15 protein-coding genes are annotated in these 18,118 nt (G+C 44.6%); 11 read left to right on the forward strand and 4 right to left on the reverse strand.

Going from position 1 to position 18,118, the window contains the following annotated elements:
- Window positions 1–40 precede the first annotated feature (40 nt).
- The 9 genes from nirD to mrcB all read left to right on the forward strand — a co-directional run bounded on the left by nirD (window position 41) and on the right by mrcB (window position 12,050).
- A complete protein-coding gene (gene nirD / locus ACHUFQ_RS04855; protein WP_394173666.1) occupies window positions 41–412 on the forward strand; it encodes a nitrite reductase small subunit NirD in 372 nt (123 codons plus the stop codon).
- A gap of 78 nt (window positions 413–490) precedes the next feature.
- Window positions 491–3,247, forward strand: a complete 2,757-nt coding sequence (locus ACHUFQ_RS04860) for a nitrate reductase (RefSeq protein ID WP_394173512.1) — start codon at window positions 491–493, stop codon at window positions 3,245–3,247.
- Window positions 3,244–4,131: a uroporphyrinogen-III C-methyltransferase gene (cobA, locus tag ACHUFQ_RS04865; RefSeq protein ID WP_394173514.1), complete on the forward strand. Its 888-nt coding sequence runs from the start codon at window positions 3,244–3,246 to the stop codon at window positions 4,129–4,131. Before ACHUFQ_RS04860 ends, cobA begins: the two co-directional genes overlap by 4 nt.
- A gap of 116 nt (window positions 4,132–4,247) precedes the next feature.
- Window positions 4,248–4,640 carry a hypothetical protein gene (locus ACHUFQ_RS04870; RefSeq protein ID WP_394173516.1) on the forward strand — a complete coding sequence of 131 codons (393 nt, stop codon included), beginning with the start codon at window positions 4,248–4,250 and terminating at the stop codon, window positions 4,638–4,640.
- Window positions 4,641–4,755: 115 nt separating this feature from the next.
- On the forward strand, window positions 4,756–5,172 hold the full coding sequence (locus tag ACHUFQ_RS04875) for a helix-turn-helix domain-containing protein (protein WP_394173518.1): 417 nt from the start codon (window positions 4,756–4,758) through the stop codon (window positions 5,170–5,172).
- Between the two features lie 121 nt (window positions 5,173–5,293).
- Window positions 5,294–5,878 carry a M23 family metallopeptidase gene (locus ACHUFQ_RS04880; RefSeq protein ID WP_394173519.1) on the forward strand — a complete coding sequence of 195 codons (585 nt, stop codon included), beginning with the start codon at window positions 5,294–5,296 and terminating at the stop codon, window positions 5,876–5,878.
- 132 nt (window positions 5,879–6,010) lie between these two features.
- On the forward strand, window positions 6,011–6,871 hold the full coding sequence (locus ACHUFQ_RS04885) for an alpha/beta hydrolase (protein ID WP_394173520.1): 861 nt from the start codon (window positions 6,011–6,013) through the stop codon (window positions 6,869–6,871).
- Between the two features lie 228 nt (window positions 6,872–7,099).
- Window positions 7,100–9,697, forward strand: coding sequence for an ATP-dependent helicase HrpB (gene hrpB, locus ACHUFQ_RS04890; protein ID WP_394173522.1), 2,598 nt, complete (start codon window positions 7,100–7,102; stop codon window positions 9,695–9,697).
- Window positions 9,687–12,050, forward strand: coding sequence for a penicillin-binding protein 1B (gene mrcB / locus ACHUFQ_RS04895; protein WP_394173523.1), 2,364 nt, complete (start codon window positions 9,687–9,689; stop codon window positions 12,048–12,050). The genes hrpB and mrcB overlap by 11 nt, the downstream gene beginning before the upstream one ends.
- On the opposite strand, the gene ACHUFQ_RS04900 is transcribed toward mrcB, so the two are convergent.
- Window positions 12,047–13,042 (reverse strand): 2-hydroxyacid dehydrogenase, encoded by a 996-nt coding sequence (locus ACHUFQ_RS04900; protein WP_394173524.1) that lies wholly within the window; start codon window positions 13,040–13,042, stop codon window positions 12,047–12,049. The genes mrcB and ACHUFQ_RS04900 overlap by 4 nt on opposite strands.
- 39 nt (window positions 13,043–13,081) lie before the next feature.
- Here ACHUFQ_RS04900 and ACHUFQ_RS04905 point away from each other — a divergent pair, with 39 nt between their 5' ends.
- On the forward strand, window positions 13,082–14,119 hold the full coding sequence (locus ACHUFQ_RS04905; protein ID WP_394173526.1) for a glycosyltransferase: 1,038 nt from the start codon (window positions 13,082–13,084) through the stop codon (window positions 14,117–14,119).
- Window positions 14,120–14,267: 148 nt separating this feature from the next.
- Window positions 14,268–15,143 (forward strand): glycosyltransferase family 2 protein, encoded by an 876-nt coding sequence (locus ACHUFQ_RS04910; RefSeq protein WP_394173528.1) that lies wholly within the window; start codon window positions 14,268–14,270, stop codon window positions 15,141–15,143.
- Window positions 15,144–15,188: 45 nt separating this feature from the next.
- Here ACHUFQ_RS04910 and hemL read toward each other — a convergent pair whose 3' ends face one another.
- From hemL to ACHUFQ_RS04925, 3 genes are all read right to left on the reverse strand, one after another.
- Entirely contained in the window at window positions 15,189–16,469 is a 1,281-nt protein-coding gene (hemL, locus tag ACHUFQ_RS04915) for a glutamate-1-semialdehyde 2,1-aminomutase (protein ID WP_394173530.1), read from the reverse strand.
- A 2-nt stretch (window positions 16,470–16,471) separates the two neighbouring features.
- Window positions 16,472–17,491: an aspartate carbamoyltransferase gene (locus ACHUFQ_RS04920; protein ID WP_394173532.1), complete on the reverse strand. Its 1,020-nt coding sequence runs from the start codon at window positions 17,489–17,491 to the stop codon at window positions 16,472–16,474.
- Between the two features lie 189 nt (window positions 17,492–17,680).
- On the reverse strand, window positions 17,681–18,118 hold the full coding sequence (locus ACHUFQ_RS04925; RefSeq protein ID WP_394173534.1) for a CopD family protein: 438 nt from the start codon (window positions 18,116–18,118) through the stop codon (window positions 17,681–17,683).

Genomic DNA, 18,118 nt, shown 5'->3' on the forward strand with positions numbered 1-18,118 from the left:
TAACACGATGACAACTTTAGCCTATTCAGAAACGGCCGAAATGGTAGATGCTCCAGAAACCAGCGCTCCGGTTCACACGCAACAAACCTGGGTTAATGTCTGCCAGTTGAGTCAGTTAATTGAGGATTCTGGCGTACCTGCGTTATTGGAAAATGGTCAGCAGGTCGCCATTTTTTACCTGCCCCAGGATGCACAGAGCGTCTTTGCAGTATCTAATTTTGATCCCATTGGTGAAGCCAATGTTCTGTACCGCGGCATTGTCGGCAGCGTCGCCGGTGAACCTGTTGTGGCGTCACCATTATACAAGCAACATTTTTCCTTACTCGATGGTCGCTGTCTTGATGATGACAATGCGTCTGTACAGGTTTATCCGACACGCATCGAAGACGGTCAGGTTCAGCTTTTAGTCTGAGAGTTAGCATAGCTAACCAGATTGACCGACGTTAGGTAGTAATAACAGACGAATGCAAGAGACGAAAGCGTGACAATTATGACCAAAAATAGCAGCAACATTGCCGGCATAAAACAAAGCACCTGTGCGTATTGTGGTGTTGGTTGTGGGGTTGATATCCACCAAAACAAAAACGCTGACACCGGACTGGTTGCAGCGGTTTCTCTGCAGGGTAGTAAAGACCATCCTGCTAATTTTGGTCGCTTGTGTGTCAAAGGTGAAAATCTGTTAGGCACCACCAATCTTGATGACAGACTGTTATATCCACATATCAACGGAGAGCGGGCTAAATGGCCGCAAGCGATTGAGCATGTAGCGAGCAAATTTAATGATGTTATTGCTGAACATGGCCCGGACGCCGTGGCGTTTTATGTATCCGGACAACTGCTGACCGAAGATTACTATCTTGCCAATAAGCTGATGAAAGGCTATATCGGCAGTGGTAATATCGATACCAATTCCCGCTTATGCATGTCTTCGGCGGTTGCCGCCTATAAGCGCGCCTTTGGTGAAGATGTGGTGCCGTGCAGTTATCAAGATTTGGAGCAAACCGATTTAATGTTATTGGTCGGTTCGAATGCTGCCTGGACGCATCCTGTATTGTTTCAACGCATGCAGCACGCCAAACAAATTAATCCAGAAATGAAGTTGGTCAGCATTGACCCGCGCCGCACTCAAACGGCCGCCATGGCGGATTTACATTTACCGTTAAAACCGGGCACCGATGCCGTGTTTTTCAACGGACTATTAGCGTTTATGGCAGCAGCTAATGCCTGTGACAGCGATTTTATTCAAAATCACTCTGAAGGTTTTGCAGCGGCTCTTACGGAGGCTAAGCAATATACACCTGAGCGTGTAAGCCAAATTTGTGAACTTGATATTGAGCAACTGCTTGAGTGCTATCAATGGTTTATTGAAAGTAATCGGGCAATCAGTTTTTATTCCATGGGCATTAATCAGTCGAGTTCCGGTGTCGATAAATGTAATGCCATCATTAACTGTCATTTAGCCAGCGGTAAAATCGCCCGTACAGGGTGTGGACCGTTCTCGATAACTGGACAGCCCAATGCCATGGGGGGCCGGGAAGTTGGTGGTCTTGCCAATCAGTTAACGGCACATATGGACATTGAAAATCCGAAGCATCGCCAGAGTGTTCAGACATTTTGGCAAAGTCCAACCATGGTTGAGCAGCAAGGATTAAAAGCGGTCGATATGTTCGATGCTATCAATGCTGGCAAGATCAAAGCCGTCTGGATAATGGCGACGAATCCATTGGTGAGCATGCCTAACCGTCAGGTGATAGAGCAGGCACTAGACAGCTGTGAGCTGGTTGTTGTTTCTGATTGTGTCGCCACAAACGATACGATCAGTAAAGCCCATGTTACTTTTCCTGCCACAGGCTGGCTGGAAAAAGATGGTATGGTCACTAACTCAGAGCGACGAATTTCCAGACAGCGTAGTGTGAGTCAGGCGCCAGGTGAAAGCAAAGGCGACTGGCAGATTATTGCTGACGTTGCCAAAGCGATGGGTTTTTCTGGTTTTGAATATTCGTCGGTGGCGGATGTTTTTCGTGAATACGCTAAACTGACGGGTTATGAAAACAATGGCGAACGTTTGCTCGATATTTCCGCACTTGCCCAGTTAAGTGACAGCGAATATGACCAGCTAAAACCGTTGCAGTGGCCTGTCAATGCTCAATTCCCGCAAGGTTGCGCGCAGGTATTTGCGAATAAACGCTTTTCTACGCCATCTGGAAAAGCCAGATTTTTGCCTGTTACACCGCAATTACCGCAAGCCAGAATCGATAGCGATTATCCGTTTATTCTTAATTCGGGACGTCTTCGCGATCAATGGCACACGATGACCCGCACCAGTCGGGCTGATGCGTTAAACGAACACAGCCCGCAACCCTTGTTACAAATCCATCCAGATGATGCGGCAACGCAGGGGATAAAAGACGGTGATTATGTTGAAGCCAGATCGCGCTTCGGTAAGCTTATCATGACGGCCATTATCACCGGTGATGTACGTAAAGGCGAAGTCTTTGCGCCAATTCACTGGAGTCGCACGTTTGCCTCACACGGTTGTGTATCGGCCTTATATTCCAGTATCAATGATCCCATTTCCGGGCAACCGGAACTTAAGCAAACACCGGTAGCCATCACCGTCAAAACGTATCAAAGTTATGTCACCTTAGTGGCGAAGAAATTTCCCCAGGAAACAGATAACCTGCTCTCTCAGTTCATTCCTAAGCGTCTGGCGAGTGACGATTTTTGGTTAAATTATCCAAATCAACAATTGCAACAATGGCAATTGGCGATGGAAAACCAGCCCGAGGAACTGCTTAGTTGGTGTAAGACCTTATTGCCTGATCATTATCAATGGCTAGTTCAGGTGGATAACCATAATAGTAAAACTACATTACTGGCATTTAACGATGAAAAACTTGAATTTTATGGTCAGTTTAGTGCTCAGCCACAGGCGTTGAACCGGAAATGGTTACAGCACTGTTTTAGTCAGCAACCACTGAGTAGTGATGACAGAAACGCTCTATTCAGTTCCAGAGTTTCGGCCCAATTTAGCCTGGGGAGACAGGTGTGCAGTTGTTTTCAAGTGCATGAAAAAACCATTGTCGATGCTATTGAACAGGGCGCTACCTCTGTTGAACAATTAACCGAAACCTTAGGCTGCGGGGGTAAATGTGGTTCCTGCAAGCCCGAACTAACCGCGCTTATCGGACAACACCATAAAACGCCTGGCCCGGCACTAATCATTCCCAGTAAGGAGGTCGCATGATCACTGCATTCGCTGATATTCACCCACTTTTTCGTAAGATGCAGGATTCCTGGCAGCGTTTTAAATTCAATAAAGGTGATAGCGCAGACGGCTCTGTGATGATGCGCAGCGCAACCGACCCTTCAAATTACAGTGTTTACATCATTGGCGCAGGCGTCGGCGATCCAGAGCTACTGACCTTGAAAGCTCATCGTCTGATTGCCAGTGCCGATATTATTCTTGTCGACTGGCTCGTATCAAAAGACATTTATCAGTACTTTCCGAAAAATGCGGAAGTACTGTTTGTGGGTAAACGTTGCGGTAAGCACAGTATGAAGCAAGATGAAATCTGCGAGCTACTGCTGGCAAAAGCCAGAACAGGACGTCGTGTGGTCCGTTTAAAAGGTGGTGATCCGAGTATTTTCGGTCGCCTGGCTGAAGAAACGGAAATTTTAAATCAGAACAACATTCCCGTCGCGGTGATCCCTGGCATTACAGCCGCATCTGGCTGTGCCGCCTATGCGGGAATTCCTCTGACCCATAGAGATTGCGCACAGAGTGTCAAATTTGTTACCGCATCACTAAAAAGTGATGACTTAAGTTGTGATTGGCAAAATCTCGCGTTGGAAAAAGACACACTGGTGTTTTATATGGGGCTGTCACGTATTGTGCAAATTGCCGAACGTTTGCAGCACCATGGCATGCGCACCGATATGCCGATGGCGATTATCGACCAGGGGACCCTAGCAGAGCAAAAAGTGGTTTGTGCCACATTAGCAACCGCTGCACAGGTGTTTTCCGCCCATGAGTTTCAAGGGCCAGCGTTAATCGTTGTTGGCGAAGTGGTGAATAAACGTCATCAAGTTGCTGAATCCTTGTTGTTTTCCCAAAGTGTGTCAGCTTAAGTTTCCCCAACCCTCTGGTATATCCATTCCATAGAGAGTGCAATGATACTAATTATTGCACTCTCTTTATCTGACTGCTAATTTGTTGATTTTATTTAACTAACAGGCAACTCCGTATGCGTTTTCTGCACACTTTATTGATTATCGCGTTTGGCATTTTCATTGGCATTTCTTTATCGTTTTTCTATTTTTCAAAATTTCACCAACAGTGGGTTCTGGAAAACCGGGTGTTTAGCAAAGCCATTGAGTTAGATTCGATCATTACTTTGCTCAAAGCGAAAGGCCATTCGGATGAGGGGATTTTTTGTGTTGCTAAATTTTTCTCTGAAAATTTAAGCGCACAAATTTCTACAGATATTGAAGCGTTGGCAAATCAAGATTCTGATTTTACAGGCTTGAAAGCAAGTATGCTGGATACCGCCACCGAGAAGCTGGAAAATTATCATACTCCTGAAGTGCAGGAATTAATCTCCCAATGCAAGAAGCAAAATAGCGAAGGGTCAATCTAATCAACGTTTGAAACATGGTTTTTTCTAAACTGGCGGCGTACTGGCGGCTATCTGTCGTCACCGACAGCGACTCTAGTCGATAACAGTTCTGAGGGTACAGAACGCAGGAGTATTTATGATCGTTAAAAGATTACGCGAAAGGAATTCATGGTCGCAAGAACAGCTTGCACAACTGGCTGGTATTAGCTTGAGAACTGTTCAACGAGTGGAAGCTGGCAACAAAGCGAGCCTGGAAACATTGAAGGCTCTTGCCTCTGTATTTGAAACCGATATTTCAAAATTAACAGAGGAAATTACTGTGATTGATAAAGACTCAGAACATTGGAAATCTGAACCATTTTATATCCGCTTTTTCTTGTGGGGAGTAAAATCACGCAAGAAATTAGTGATGATGGAATACTTCCTGATATTAATGGGTTTTGTTACCTGGTTCACTTTTGAAGAGCGTGACATAACCACACCTATGGCATTTATGTTTGCCTACATCAACGCCAAACTTATCGCTTACATCGATAAACGCGGTTATTGGTAACTAAATATCAAAGGGTCAGAGTCATTGAAGCCTTCAACAACTCTGACCCCTTGATCTAACCTATTGAAATTATTGCATTCTGCCCTAACCATAAAAGTGTAATTAACAAAAAGGAATTTACGTGAAATACACTGCATTACAGATACTTGCCTTTGCTTTTATGATGACTGAAGCGTTAGCTGAAGATACCGTTAAAATTCATGCGCCAGTCACCGAATCTTTCAATTGTACGGAACATTGGGATGGCCAGTTGAAATCGCTCGGCGATGCACTAGGCACCGATTGCGTAGTCCAGGAATTTCATCAGGAAAATGGCCGTATGTTCATGCGTTCGTTCAAAGGCGAGGGGTTTAACAACAAAGACTGGTATGGATACGGAAAAAGCGTCTTGGCACCCTGCGATTGTGAGGTAGTAAAAGTATTCACCAATGCAGTGACTAATCTTCCCGGTATCATGATTCCCGGCATGGCAAGCCATATCATTTTCGAAAAGCCAGACGGTACTAACATCGTTATAGCTCACGTCGCTGATATAAAGGTCAGCAAAGGTGACAAGGTGAAAGCGGGAGAAAGTGTTGCAACTATTGGTAATAATGGTTACTCCCGCAACCCGCATTTACATATTGCGGCCTGGCAAAATGATACACCTATGCAGATTCGTTTTGATCAAAAAACGATTGATTTGCAAGGCCGTAATAATTACTAGCTTTGATATTTTTCTGGGCAGTTGGAATATCGATAGATAGAATCTTTAGCTTCTTAATTAGCTATACCTTTCAATGGATTATGTAGGACCAAGAGGCCAATGATTTACAGTGAAGTAATTACAGCAATGAGGATGAAACTCAGTTCTCTTAAGTCAGTTGTTTTATGTTTGTTGCTCTGTTCTGGATACGCGCAGGCCAACCCCCCTGAAAGTACTAGCTTCGAAATTCAGCGAAGTTCAGTTATTACACTGCAGTCTAAGGTACTAGACAGAACTTACGATATCTATGTGAAGCTCCCCTATGACTATCACTTGCCAGCAAACAAAACCAAAACCTATCCGGTACTTTACCTCAATGACGGGCCTTACACCTTTAAAGTCGCTGCCGGTGTTACTCATCTGCGGCCAATGGATAAGGTGATTGTGGTCGGAATTTCATTTGCCCATGGCGAGAACGGCCAATTTAGCAGAGTCAGAGATTTAACCCCGGTTGTTGATATGAGCTGGAAAAAATATCAGACCGGAGGCGCGCCTCAATACTTATCGTTTATTGAGAAAGAGGTTTTCTCGTTTATCGAACAAAATTATCGAGCAAACCCGCGGCAACGGATTTTGACAGGACAGTCTCTGGGCGGCTCGTTCGGCGCTTGGGTATTGCTGACTCGGCCGGAGTTATTTTCGCACTATATCCTTACCAGTCCGTCATTATGGTTCAAGCAAGATTGGATTTTCGATCTGGAGCAAGATTACGCCGACAACAATAATTTACTAAAGGCCAATGTTTATATGGCAACAGGAGCATTAGAAACCTTGCAGCAAGGGATGTCGCAAGATATGGTAGGTGGCCATCGTAAATTTGCCGAGCGTCTTCGCTCACGTCAATATCAGGGGTTAATATTTTCAGAAGAAATTATTGAAGGTACAGACCATTATTCAACATTCCCTGTTGGCTTAACAAAAGGGTTAATGTTGGTTTATCAGGATATTCAATAATGTCGCATTACAACAACCCTTGATTGTGTCCAGAATATGACTGAACTGACTAAACAGACTTCCAGTATCAGAAAAAGATCCATCATTAAGTCGATTTATCTGAATTCGGCACTCACGCATTGAACTCTCGACGAGAGTTTCAGCTCTCGCTGTTCATGTACCTGACGGAGTATGCTATAACTCTCACTACTTTAAAGTACGCTATTCATCTTTATTTTCGAGTAACCTTTGAACCCTGATCCTCGCCAAAATGATTCAACCGAATTGCCGATAGATTCGATTAAACAGGATTTTATTGCGGCCCTGTCTAGTCACAACACCATTTTGTTAAGTGCGCCACCCGGTGCCGGTAAATCAACACAATTACCCCTGTGGCTGCTGCAACAAAACACAAATAATGACAATGATTTTGCGCAATTAGATGGCACCATCATTATGCTGCAGCCGCGCAGATTAGCAGCAAAATCGGTTGCTATGCGACTGGCAAAGCAATTGGGAGAGGCGGTTGGTGAAACGGTCGGTTATCGGATTCGTAATGAGTCAAAAGTCAGTCGAAATACCAAATTGCAAGTGGTAACCGAGGGGGTGCTAGCGCGTATGTTACAGCACGACCCTGAGCTTGACGGCGTTGCTATGGTGATCTTCGATGAATTCCACGAACGAAATCTGCATGCCGATTTGGCATTTGCATTAACGCGCGATAGCCAACAGGCACTGCGCGAAGATCTGACCATTTTGATCATGTCTGCAACCTTGGATGTGAACGATTTATACCAGGCATTACCTGAGGCGATTGCCCTGAGTAGTCCCGGGCGGAGTTTTCCGGTGGATATTGAATATCGGCCAATAAAAACCGGATTTGATATGCGCCAACATACGCTCGCTGTAATCAAAAATTCTCTGGCCGATTCCCAAGGTTCGATTCTGGTATTTCTGGCGGGTGCCGCAGACATTCGATTTTTACAAAACCATTTAGACGACTTTGTGACACATCAACGACTAACCAATGTTGAAATACTGCCCTTGTACGGTGACCTTTCTATGCAGGCGCAACAGCATGCAATTCGCCCTACCCCTGCAGGGAAAAGAAAAGTTGTACTAGCCACGAATATCGCGGAAACCTCAATTACCATTGATGGCATTACCATTGTGATTGATACGGGATTGGCAAATCTGGCCAGATTTAATCAGGATACATTGACTAATGAACTAAGGCGTCAGCCTGTTTCGCAATCCTCCGCCATTCAACGCAGTGGTCGAGCAGGCCGAACTGGCCCGGGAAAAGCGATTCGGCTATACGGACAAGAGGATTTTGTGCGTCGTTCTGAACAGGGAACTCCGGATATTCTGCAACTGGATTTACTACCCGCAACCATGGAAGTGGCAGCCTGGGGAGCCAGTGAATTTTCTCAGCTACCATTTTTAGATTGTCCAGACTCGGTTACCGAAGCGCGTAATTGGCAGACCTTGTTGCAGCTTGGTATTGTCAATAGCAAACGGCAATTGACGACGCACGGTAAAGCGGTGAGTCAATTTTCCGCTCATCCTCGCTTTGCTCATATGCTGATTCGCGCAGGCAATATTGAAGATAGTGACGACATTGGGAAATTGACAGATTTGGCCTGCTTGCTGGCCGCCTTGCTAGAAGAAAAAGACCTAGTTAATTTCAATCCGGATGCTTACGAAAGTGATATTAGCTTGCGTATTCATCAACTGTTGAACACCAGGCATGGGGAAAAGCGCCACAATAGTGCGTTAACGCAACGTATTTTGCATCAGGCAAAACAGTTGGCACGACAACTTGGTATCAAGGCGTTAACATTATCGGACGCACAATTGCCCTTCAATTATCTTGGGCTGTTGGTTGCCCTGGCTTATCCAGAGCGAATCGCCGGACGAAGAAACGTAGGACAAGGATATTTGTGCGCTAACGGTAAAGGTGCACAATTGCATGCCCAGGATCGCTTTGGAGAACAACCCTATTTGGCGATTGCCAATCTACACGGCAAAGCGCTGCAAATTCGACTCGCGGCACCGTTATCCAGAGAACATATAGAACGCTATTTTGATGAACTTATCACCACCAAAACCCAGCTTAAGTTTGATGAGCAGCGGCAAAAAATACAGTCGGAACGTTTATTGTGTCTCGATAATTTAGTGATTGAACGCTCGAACGCGCCGGATTTGATTAACGCCGAGACGTTAGTGAGTATGTGGTGTGAATTTATCGCTAAGAAAGGCCTGGGAGCGCTAAATTGGTCACAATCGGTCAGTGAATTGCTTGCAAGGGCTCGCTGGCTGGCTAATGAACAATTGGACAGTATTGCGTTACCCAATTGGAGTGAACACGCGTTAATCGGTCATCTGGCCGACTGGCTAGGTCCATATTTGCACGATATTGTCAGTTTAAAACAACTGCAAGCACTTAATTTTAAGGAAATTCTTAATAACAGCTTAAGTTATGAAGAACAAACATGCTTGCAGGAATGGGCACCAGAATATTATAGTAGTCCTACGGGTAATCGACGACGTTTACACTATACCATTGACCAGCCCCCAAAAGTGTCATTACCCATGCAGGAAGTTTACGGACTAACTGCGTCTCCGACCGTCGCCAATGGTCGCGTCGCTGTCACCCTGGAACTGTTATCTCCGGCAGGTCGTCCTATTCAGGTGACACAAGACCTTGCCGGTTTCTGGCAGGGAAGTTATCGTGAAGTGCAAAAAGAAATGAAAGGCCGATATCCAAAACATTTTTGGCCTGACGACCCCCAGAATGCCAGGGCAACCAATAAAACCAAGAAACGAATGCAAGATGAATGCTAAAGCAAAAACTAAAAAAAAGAGCAATACAAACGCCAAAACTGAGACTGGGTCGAAAACTCATGGCCAAACGCTAAGCCGTTATCTTCTGATAACCGCTTTAAAGCTGGCCTTTGTTGTTCTTATCGTCATTGTTTTCTATGGCATTTATCTAGATGGCAAAGTGCGTCACAAATTTGAAGGGCAGCGTTGGCAGGTGCCGGCGCAAGTCTATGGTGCGGTACCAACCCTGACATTAGAGCACAGTGTCAATTTCGACAATCTTGAGTTACAGCTGCTGCAGCTCAATTATTCCCGAGTATCTCGGGTCGATGAGCCCGGCGAATTTACTCGCAAAGGGCCCCGTTTAATAATTTATCGTCGCGAATTTGATTTTGGCTTAGGGTTAGAAGCGCCCGCTAAGATTGAAATTGAACAAAAAGGCGGTGAAGTGTATCGCTTGTCTTTTAATGATCATGAAACCTACAAAATTCAATTAGAGCCGATTTTATTAGAGCGGATCCTATCTTCTCAGGGGGAAGACAGAGAATTTGTGCCCCTTGAGCAAATTCCACAATCTATGGTGGAAACCTTGCTGTTTGTTGAAGATAAAGATTTTTATCACCACCATGGCCTTTCTTTTACCGGCATTGCCCGGGCGTTTTGGCAAAACCTGAAGGCAGGTGCCAGAGTTCAAGGTGGAAGTACCTTGACTCAGCAACTTGCCAAAAATATGTATCTGAATCGGGCAAAGACGTTATGGCGAAAAATCAATGAGGCGCTGATCGCTGTTATTCTCGAATGGCGATACTCCAAAGATCAAATTCTTGAAGCCTATGTTAATGAAGTTTATCTTGGCCAACATTATGGAAATGGTATTTATGGTATGGGGTTGGCTGCAAATTTCTATTTTGGCAAACCCTTGTCGCTGTTAAGTGAAGAACAAATAGCGTTGCTGGTGGGCATTGTTAAAGGGCCTTCATACTATGACCCATGGAAGCACCCGGCGCGTGCCATCGAAAGGCGCGACCTGGTACTCAGAGTCATGTTTGAGAATCACTTGCTCGATAGAGAAACTTATCAGCAGGGTATCGAATCGCCGCTGAATATTCGCCCTAATCGACGTTTTGCCCAACGGAGCTTTCCCGCTTATAGCCAACAAGTGCGCCGGGAACTTAAACAATTTGGTGCGACTCAGGCGCTGCAATCTGGGCTAAGAATTTTCACAGGCTTTGATTTTGTTAAACAACTTAATGCAGAGCGCACTGTATTAAATCAACTGGACGCATTAGAGCAACGTCAAGGTGTCGACGATTTGCAGGTGTCGATGATAGTGACCAATGTCAATGATGCATCGATTGCTGCGATTGTCGGCGATCGAAACGTTAAATATTCTGGCTTTAACCGAGCCCTGGATGCAACAAGACCGATTGGGTCGCTGATCAAACCCGCCGTCTATGTATCTGCACTGGAACGCTTTGAACAATACAATCTGGCAACACCATTGGCCGATGAACCACTTACCTTGCAAAATGATCAGGGTCAGGTTTGGCAACCTAAAAACTACGATGGCAAATATCGACAGAAAGTCAGCTTAATGCAGGGGCTCTCGCAATCATTGAATATTCCGACGGTAAATCTGGGGATGACTCTGGGTTTAGATAATATTGGAAAAACCCTGAATGCCTTAGGCTATGAACAATCGGTACCAATGAATCCAAGTACCTTGCTTGGCTCTATCAGTATGTCTCCATTACAAGTCAATCAGTGGTACTCAACCATAGCTAATAACGGTATGTACAATAAATCACGTGCCATCACTGCCATATATACCAGTGGCGGCAAGGTGGTTTGGCAACAACCTCAGGTGGCCGACCAGCGTCTGTCTTTACAGGGCGCATATTTAATTGATTACGCGTTAAAAAACGTCGCTAAAGAAGGCACTGCTAAGCGACTGGGGTGGCAATTTCCGGATCTTGCATTGGCGGGGAAAACCGGTACCAGTAATGATCTTAGAGACTCCTGGTTTGTTGGTTATGATCAAAGTACTTTAGTGACCACCTGGGTTGGACGGGATGATAATAAATCTACCGGACTTACCGGAAGTTCTGGCGCCTTGACGCTGTTTAGTGAATTCATGCAGGCGCAGGGAGGAGAAAGTCGCTTTGATCTGCTACCGGAAGGGGTCGAGATGACCAACTTTGAGCTTGCCACAGGCAATGCCGTGACCAGCGAGTGCATGGCTATGGTGCGCTATCCAGCAGTCAGGGATGGACTATTTCATAGTAAGAAATGTTTGCAGCCAAAACCTGAGAAAAAATCCTGGTTTGAGCGCTTGTTTGGCGACTCTGCTGATACGTCTGCCGGCGGTAACTAATACATTAATTCGTTATCACAAGGTTTGCCATCGAGGAGCAACTGAATATTATCCAGAGTTGTACGAGCGATTGTAATCAGTGCTTCTTCGGTGAAAAATCCCTGGTGGCCGGTGATCAATACGTTGGGAAAGGTCAATAAACGGGTAAAAACGTCATCCTGGATGATATCGGCGGAAAGATCTTCAAAAAATAACTCGCTTTCCAGTTCGTACACATCCATACCTAAAAAACCGATATGACGGGTTTTCAGGCCTTGAATGATGGCTTCACTATCAATCAATCCACCGCGCGAAGTATTAATGATAGCCACGCCAGACTTCATCTGTGCAATCGAAGACCGATTAATTATATGTCGGGTTTTTGGTGTCAGAGGGCAGTGCAGAGTAATAATATCGGCGCGGGAAAATACCTCATCTTGATCAACGAATTCGATTTTCAGGGCTTTTGCTTCCGCACTCGGTGCAGGGTCATGGCAAATCACATTGCAGCCAAATCCTTGAAGAATTTTTATCGTCGCCTGACCGATTTTTCCACAACCAATCACACCAACGGTTTTGCCATAAAGATTAAACCCCATCAAGCCATCAAGTGCGAAATTGTTTTCTCTGACGCGAAGGTAGGCTTTATGAAATTTACGACTTAAGGTCAGCAATAAACCTACTGTGTGTTCGGCAACCGCTTCTGGCGAATATTCCGGGACACGGCAAATTTTGATGCCCAGTGATTTCGCGGCTTTTAAATCAAGATTATTAAACCCGGCACATCGCAACGCAATGACCCTTACGCCAAACCTATCTAATTGCTCCAGCACATGCTGATCAATAACGTCGTTCACAAATACACATATCGCGTCATAGCCCTGCGCTAGCTCTACAGTTTGGTAGGTGAGCCTGCTTTCAAAATACTGTAATGACAGAGCGTTGTTCTGATTAAATTGATCGAGAAATTGTTGGTCATATTTTTTGCTGGAGAAAATTGCGACTTTGTACATGGTACCTTCTTAGCTTTATTTGTTTAACTATTTGATTTTATGACAATAGAATCTAACCTTAAAGCTGAGTTATCAGAGTCTGCTGTATATTGCCCATATGTAATTTACGCCCATGGCTTAGTTATAGAGCTTAAACATGACGATAGCGCAAAGGACTTCAAACGCAAAAAATTATTACTTAACAAGGAAGTGGAAATGGAAATTAATGTTAGTGTCATTATTCCTTTTTTTTCGAGGAGTGAGCTGTTTCTAAAGGTACTGCAATCAGTATTTACACAATCGGCTCAACCGCAGGAAATTGTTTTACTCGAAGGTATATTTGAACACCCTGAATTTGAATCAATTCACGTCTATAAAAAACAAACGAATATAACCTACCTTGACGCCCAACTGAGTCTCGAAGAAGCTCGCCAAAAAGGTGCTGAGCTGGCCTCGGGTAAGTATATTACTTTTCTTGAGCCAAACGAATTATGGATGGTAGATAAATTAAAAGATCAGTATGACTTTTTGGAATCCCACTCTTATGCTGACGCAGTTTATGGTGGCTGTTGCAGTCTTGATGACTTTCTCTATAAAAGTAAACCTGAGCTTTTGCAAGCGAACGATATTTTGTTTAAAGAAAAGAAACAATTGACAAGTGTCATGTTAAAAACAGCAACATATCGACATATCGCGGGAGTAGATTTAGCTATTCCTAAATTGGCTTCCTGGGATTTATGTATACAACTGGCAGCAAATGGTTACGAACAGTTCTGTTTTCGGCATATCAGCATCCCGTTAGCCACTGAAAATGAAAGTGGGCATGATAAATGTTCGCACCTATTTTGGCGCGAACACAGCGAGGTATTGGAAAAACATAGGCCGCTTATTCAGAAACGACTCGGGAATTATGGATATTATTTTCTTTGGTATCGGTATTTGTTAGTTGCGGGAGCACTTCGCGGCAATCTCACAGGTAGGGTAATCATGATATATGCGAATATGATGAAGATATTAAGTAGGACTACCGTACTCTTTGACCTTGAAAGAAACAACGTCACTAATGATAGTCTTATTGATAAAAGGCGTCATCATTAGGAGTTGCCCTCTGACCGTTTTTGTTGGGGATTTTTAGTTTCAATGAAACCGGTAATTGTAAGTACGAATTTTATTCTTCATTGGCGCAGCTCGGTCCGTGATTTAGGGACTATGAAAGGATATTAATAATAATTTAAAGGAGGCCAGAATGGCCATTAACGTTAGCGTGATTATTCCGTTCTACCAACGTCAGGCGGTATTTTCTCAAACGATTGAATCTGTTCTAAAACAGACCGAGAAACCTAGAGAAATAATCATTGTTAATGATGCCTCTGGCGGCAACTCGTCTGAATTTCTAAGTCAATTTTCTGAAGTCGCGACTATCATAGAATTAGCCGAAAATGTTGGTGTATCCGAGGCGCGAAATATTGGTGCAAACATGGCCAAAAGTAAGTATCTGGCATTTCTTGATAGTGATGATATCTGGGAGCCCGAGAAACTCGCAATTCAATACGCTTATCTTGAAGATAATTCCGATGTGGATTTGGTTCATACCGGTTGTCGGATGTTTGGTGAGCTTCGACAAGATACCGTTTACAACAACAAACCATTAAATTTAACCTGCAAAGATATTTGTTTTAAAGCTCATGTTATGTTTCAGTCGGTGATGATGAAAACGTCGTCTTTCCGTCGAGTTGGAGGGTTTGACCCGAGCATTCGACATACGGAAGATTGGGAGTTTTCATTGCGATTAGCCATCGGTGGTTGTACCCAGCATTTTATAGCAATTCCTTTGGTTGGAATTAGGCGCGATTTAAATGATCATCTGTCTGGTAGCTGGGTAGGGTATTTAAAAGGGCACCTGAAGGTTATGTTTAAACATAAAAGCGTGATGCGAAATCACCTTGGTTTATATCGGTATCAGGAAAAGTTATTAACTTACATTCAGGTCGCTGGTTATCGACAGAAGCGGTTATTAGGAAAAGCATTAATCGCCACAGCCTTAACGTTAAAGGCGCTCAATAAACTAACGTTGTTAATTGATCGAGAGAGTGAAGATACGCTTTATCAACAAATAAGGTAGTCGGACAATTTAACGCCACCATCCAGATGGAGGTGGCGCCATGCCTTATAGGTTTTTTAAACAACGCGCCGCCGCAGCGATTGTTGCATCGATATCTTCATCCGTGTGAGCGGTGGATAAGAATCCGGCTTCAAATGCACTGGGTGCCAGGTAAACACCTTCATCGAGCATCAGGTGGAAGAATCGATTAAATCGTTCACCATCGCAAGCGGTCGCCTGACTAAATGAGGTTACGGTTTCCTGTTCGGTGAAGAAGAAACCAAACATCGCGCCCACATAGTTAACCGTCATTGCAATACCCGCGTCATCGGCTGCTTGTTTAAAGCCTTCCGCCAGGCGTTTGGTTTTAGCAGCTAACTCGGTATGGTGATCTGTTTCACTTAACAAGTTTAATGCCGTTAAACCCGCGGCCATGGCAATTGGATTGCCTGATAAGGTGCCCGCCTGATACACCGGACCTACCGGTGCAATGTAATCCATAATCTCGGCTTTGCCGCCAAACGCGCCAACCGGCATACCACCACCGATAACTTTACCTAAGGTCGTTAAGTCAGGTTTAATGTTGTAATACTCTTGTGCTCCACCTAATGCAACACGAAAACCGGTCATCACTTCATCTAAAATCAACACTGATTTGTAATCATCACAAATGGCGCGTAAACCTTCAAGAAACCCTGGTACTGGTGGAATACAGTTCATGTTACCGGCAACCGGCTCGACGATAATACAGGCAATTTCATCGCCATATTCAGCAAATATTTGCTTGACCGAGTCCAAATCGTTAAAGGTGACAGTCAGTGTGTGTTTGGCAAAATCTTCTGGGATACCTGGTGAGTTTGGCACGCCCAGGGTTAAGGCACCGGAACCCGCTTTGACTAACAACGAGTCCGCATGACCGTGGTAGCAACCTTCAAATTTGAGGATTTTATCGCGTCCCGTGTAGCCACGAGCCAAACGAATCGCACTCATCGTTGCTTCTGTACCTGAGCTTACCATTCGCAACTTTTCCATCGACGGTACAATGGAACGTACTTTTTCGGCCATGGTAATTTCTAGCTCTGTTGGTGCGCCAAAGCTCAAACCGTTTTGAGCGGTATCAATAACCGCTTCACGAATTGCCGGGTGATTATGACCTAAAATCATTGGTCCCCAAGAGCCAACATAATCAATGTATTTATTGTCATCGGCATCGAAAATATAGGGACCATCAGCGCGTTTAATAAAACACGGTGTACCACCAACGCTTGAAAATGCCCGTACGGGGGAATTTACACCACCGGGAATCGTATCCTGTGCTTGTTGAAATAATTGTTCAGAATGAGACATAGTTACTCACTTTTTTGTTTATTGGAAAACCAGGTTACCGGTTTTTCGTATTTGTGAAGAATTTCATCGACCCCTAGCGTCAGAGCGAACAGGGCCATGCGTACGAGTACGCCATTTTGAGCCTGACGGAAAATGGCCAGATTATTGTGATCATTCAGGTCCACATCCAATTCATTCGCTTCTGGTCGGGAATCTCGCGGTAATGGGTGCATGATCACGGTGTGTTCTTTACAGTACTGCTCATAGACCCGTTTGTTTAAGCTAAAGTGGCCACGATACTGATCGGCTTCTTCCTTACTGGCAAAGCGTTCCTGTTGGATTCGTGTTTGATAAACCACATCGCTTTCCAGGTTTCCAGCCATATTATCGGTGACGGTAATTTTGTGTCCGGCATTGTCCAGCACGTCGATCACCGAGGTTGGCATTTGCAGTGCATTTGGAGAAAGTAAGGTTACGTTCAGGTTGTTATACAGGCTTAGTAACTTTGATAAAGAGTGTACGGTACGGCCATGTTTTAAGTCGCCCATCAGAACAATATTGAGATCGTCAATGCCTTTGCCAAAACGGGCCATTTCCGCCTCAATGGTAAATAAATCTAATAATGCCTGGGTCGGATGTTCGTTAGCTCCATCACCGCCATTGATAACCGGCACCGTCGAACCTTCGGCAAATTGACTGACCGAATGCATTTCGGGGTGGCGCATCGCGATAACGTCCGCATAACCGGATATGACTCTGGCAGTATCAAACAGGCTTTCGCCTTTCGATAAACTGGAGCTTTCCTGACCGACAGTTTCGTGAACAAACCCACCCAGTAACTGAAACGCAGTACCAAATGACACCCGGGTTCGGGTCGAGGGTTCAAAAAATAAATTATTGAGGATCGCACCTTCGAGTGCGTGGCAGCGTTTTTGCCGGCACGCATAGGGGATCATTAATTTGGCAACATCGAGAATGCGTGAGACTGATTCCCGATCAAACTGGGCCACAGAAAGAATGTGGCTACCTTGAAATTGCATCATAAAGCAAAACCTGAAATTAACCTATCGCCCTTAACCCATTTTCGGATTTCACTAGCAGGGCAAAACTGGGCGCAACTTTAGCATATTTCGCGAAAATATAGTAATTATCTGACGCCATTAAGCCCTGGCTACGAAAAACCGAAACGGCTATCGCAAATCTGTCTTTAATACGCTTGTCTGGCAAGGATCTTAACCAAAAAACGGTTTAATAACGGCTAACAATATTATCGCGAATAAAAACAGTACCGGTACTTCATTAAAAATACGATAGAACCGGCCGGTACGTTGATTACTGTCACTCTGGAATTTTTTCAGCAGTACAAAGCAGTAGCCGTGATAGAGATAGAGAATCGTAACCAGCAACAGCTTGATATGCAGCCAGGTAGACACGCGGAACCACTCGATGCCCTGCATCATGATTAATGCAAGCCCGAAGACTAAGGTTAATAGGGCAAATGGGGTGATAAAATACAGCAACCGTTTTGCCATGATAGTTAATTGCGCGCGTACTTCAGCGCTATCACTTTCAGCGTGATAGACAAATATCCGGGGCAGGTAAAAAATACCCGCAAACCAGGCCACCATGAAAATGATGTGCAGGCCTTTAATCACCAGATACCAACTCAT

This window comes from Thalassotalea litorea, assembly GCF_043642205.1.
In the GTDB taxonomy this organism is placed as follows: domain Bacteria; phylum Pseudomonadota; class Gammaproteobacteria; order Enterobacterales; family Alteromonadaceae; genus Thalassotalea_A; species Thalassotalea_A litorea.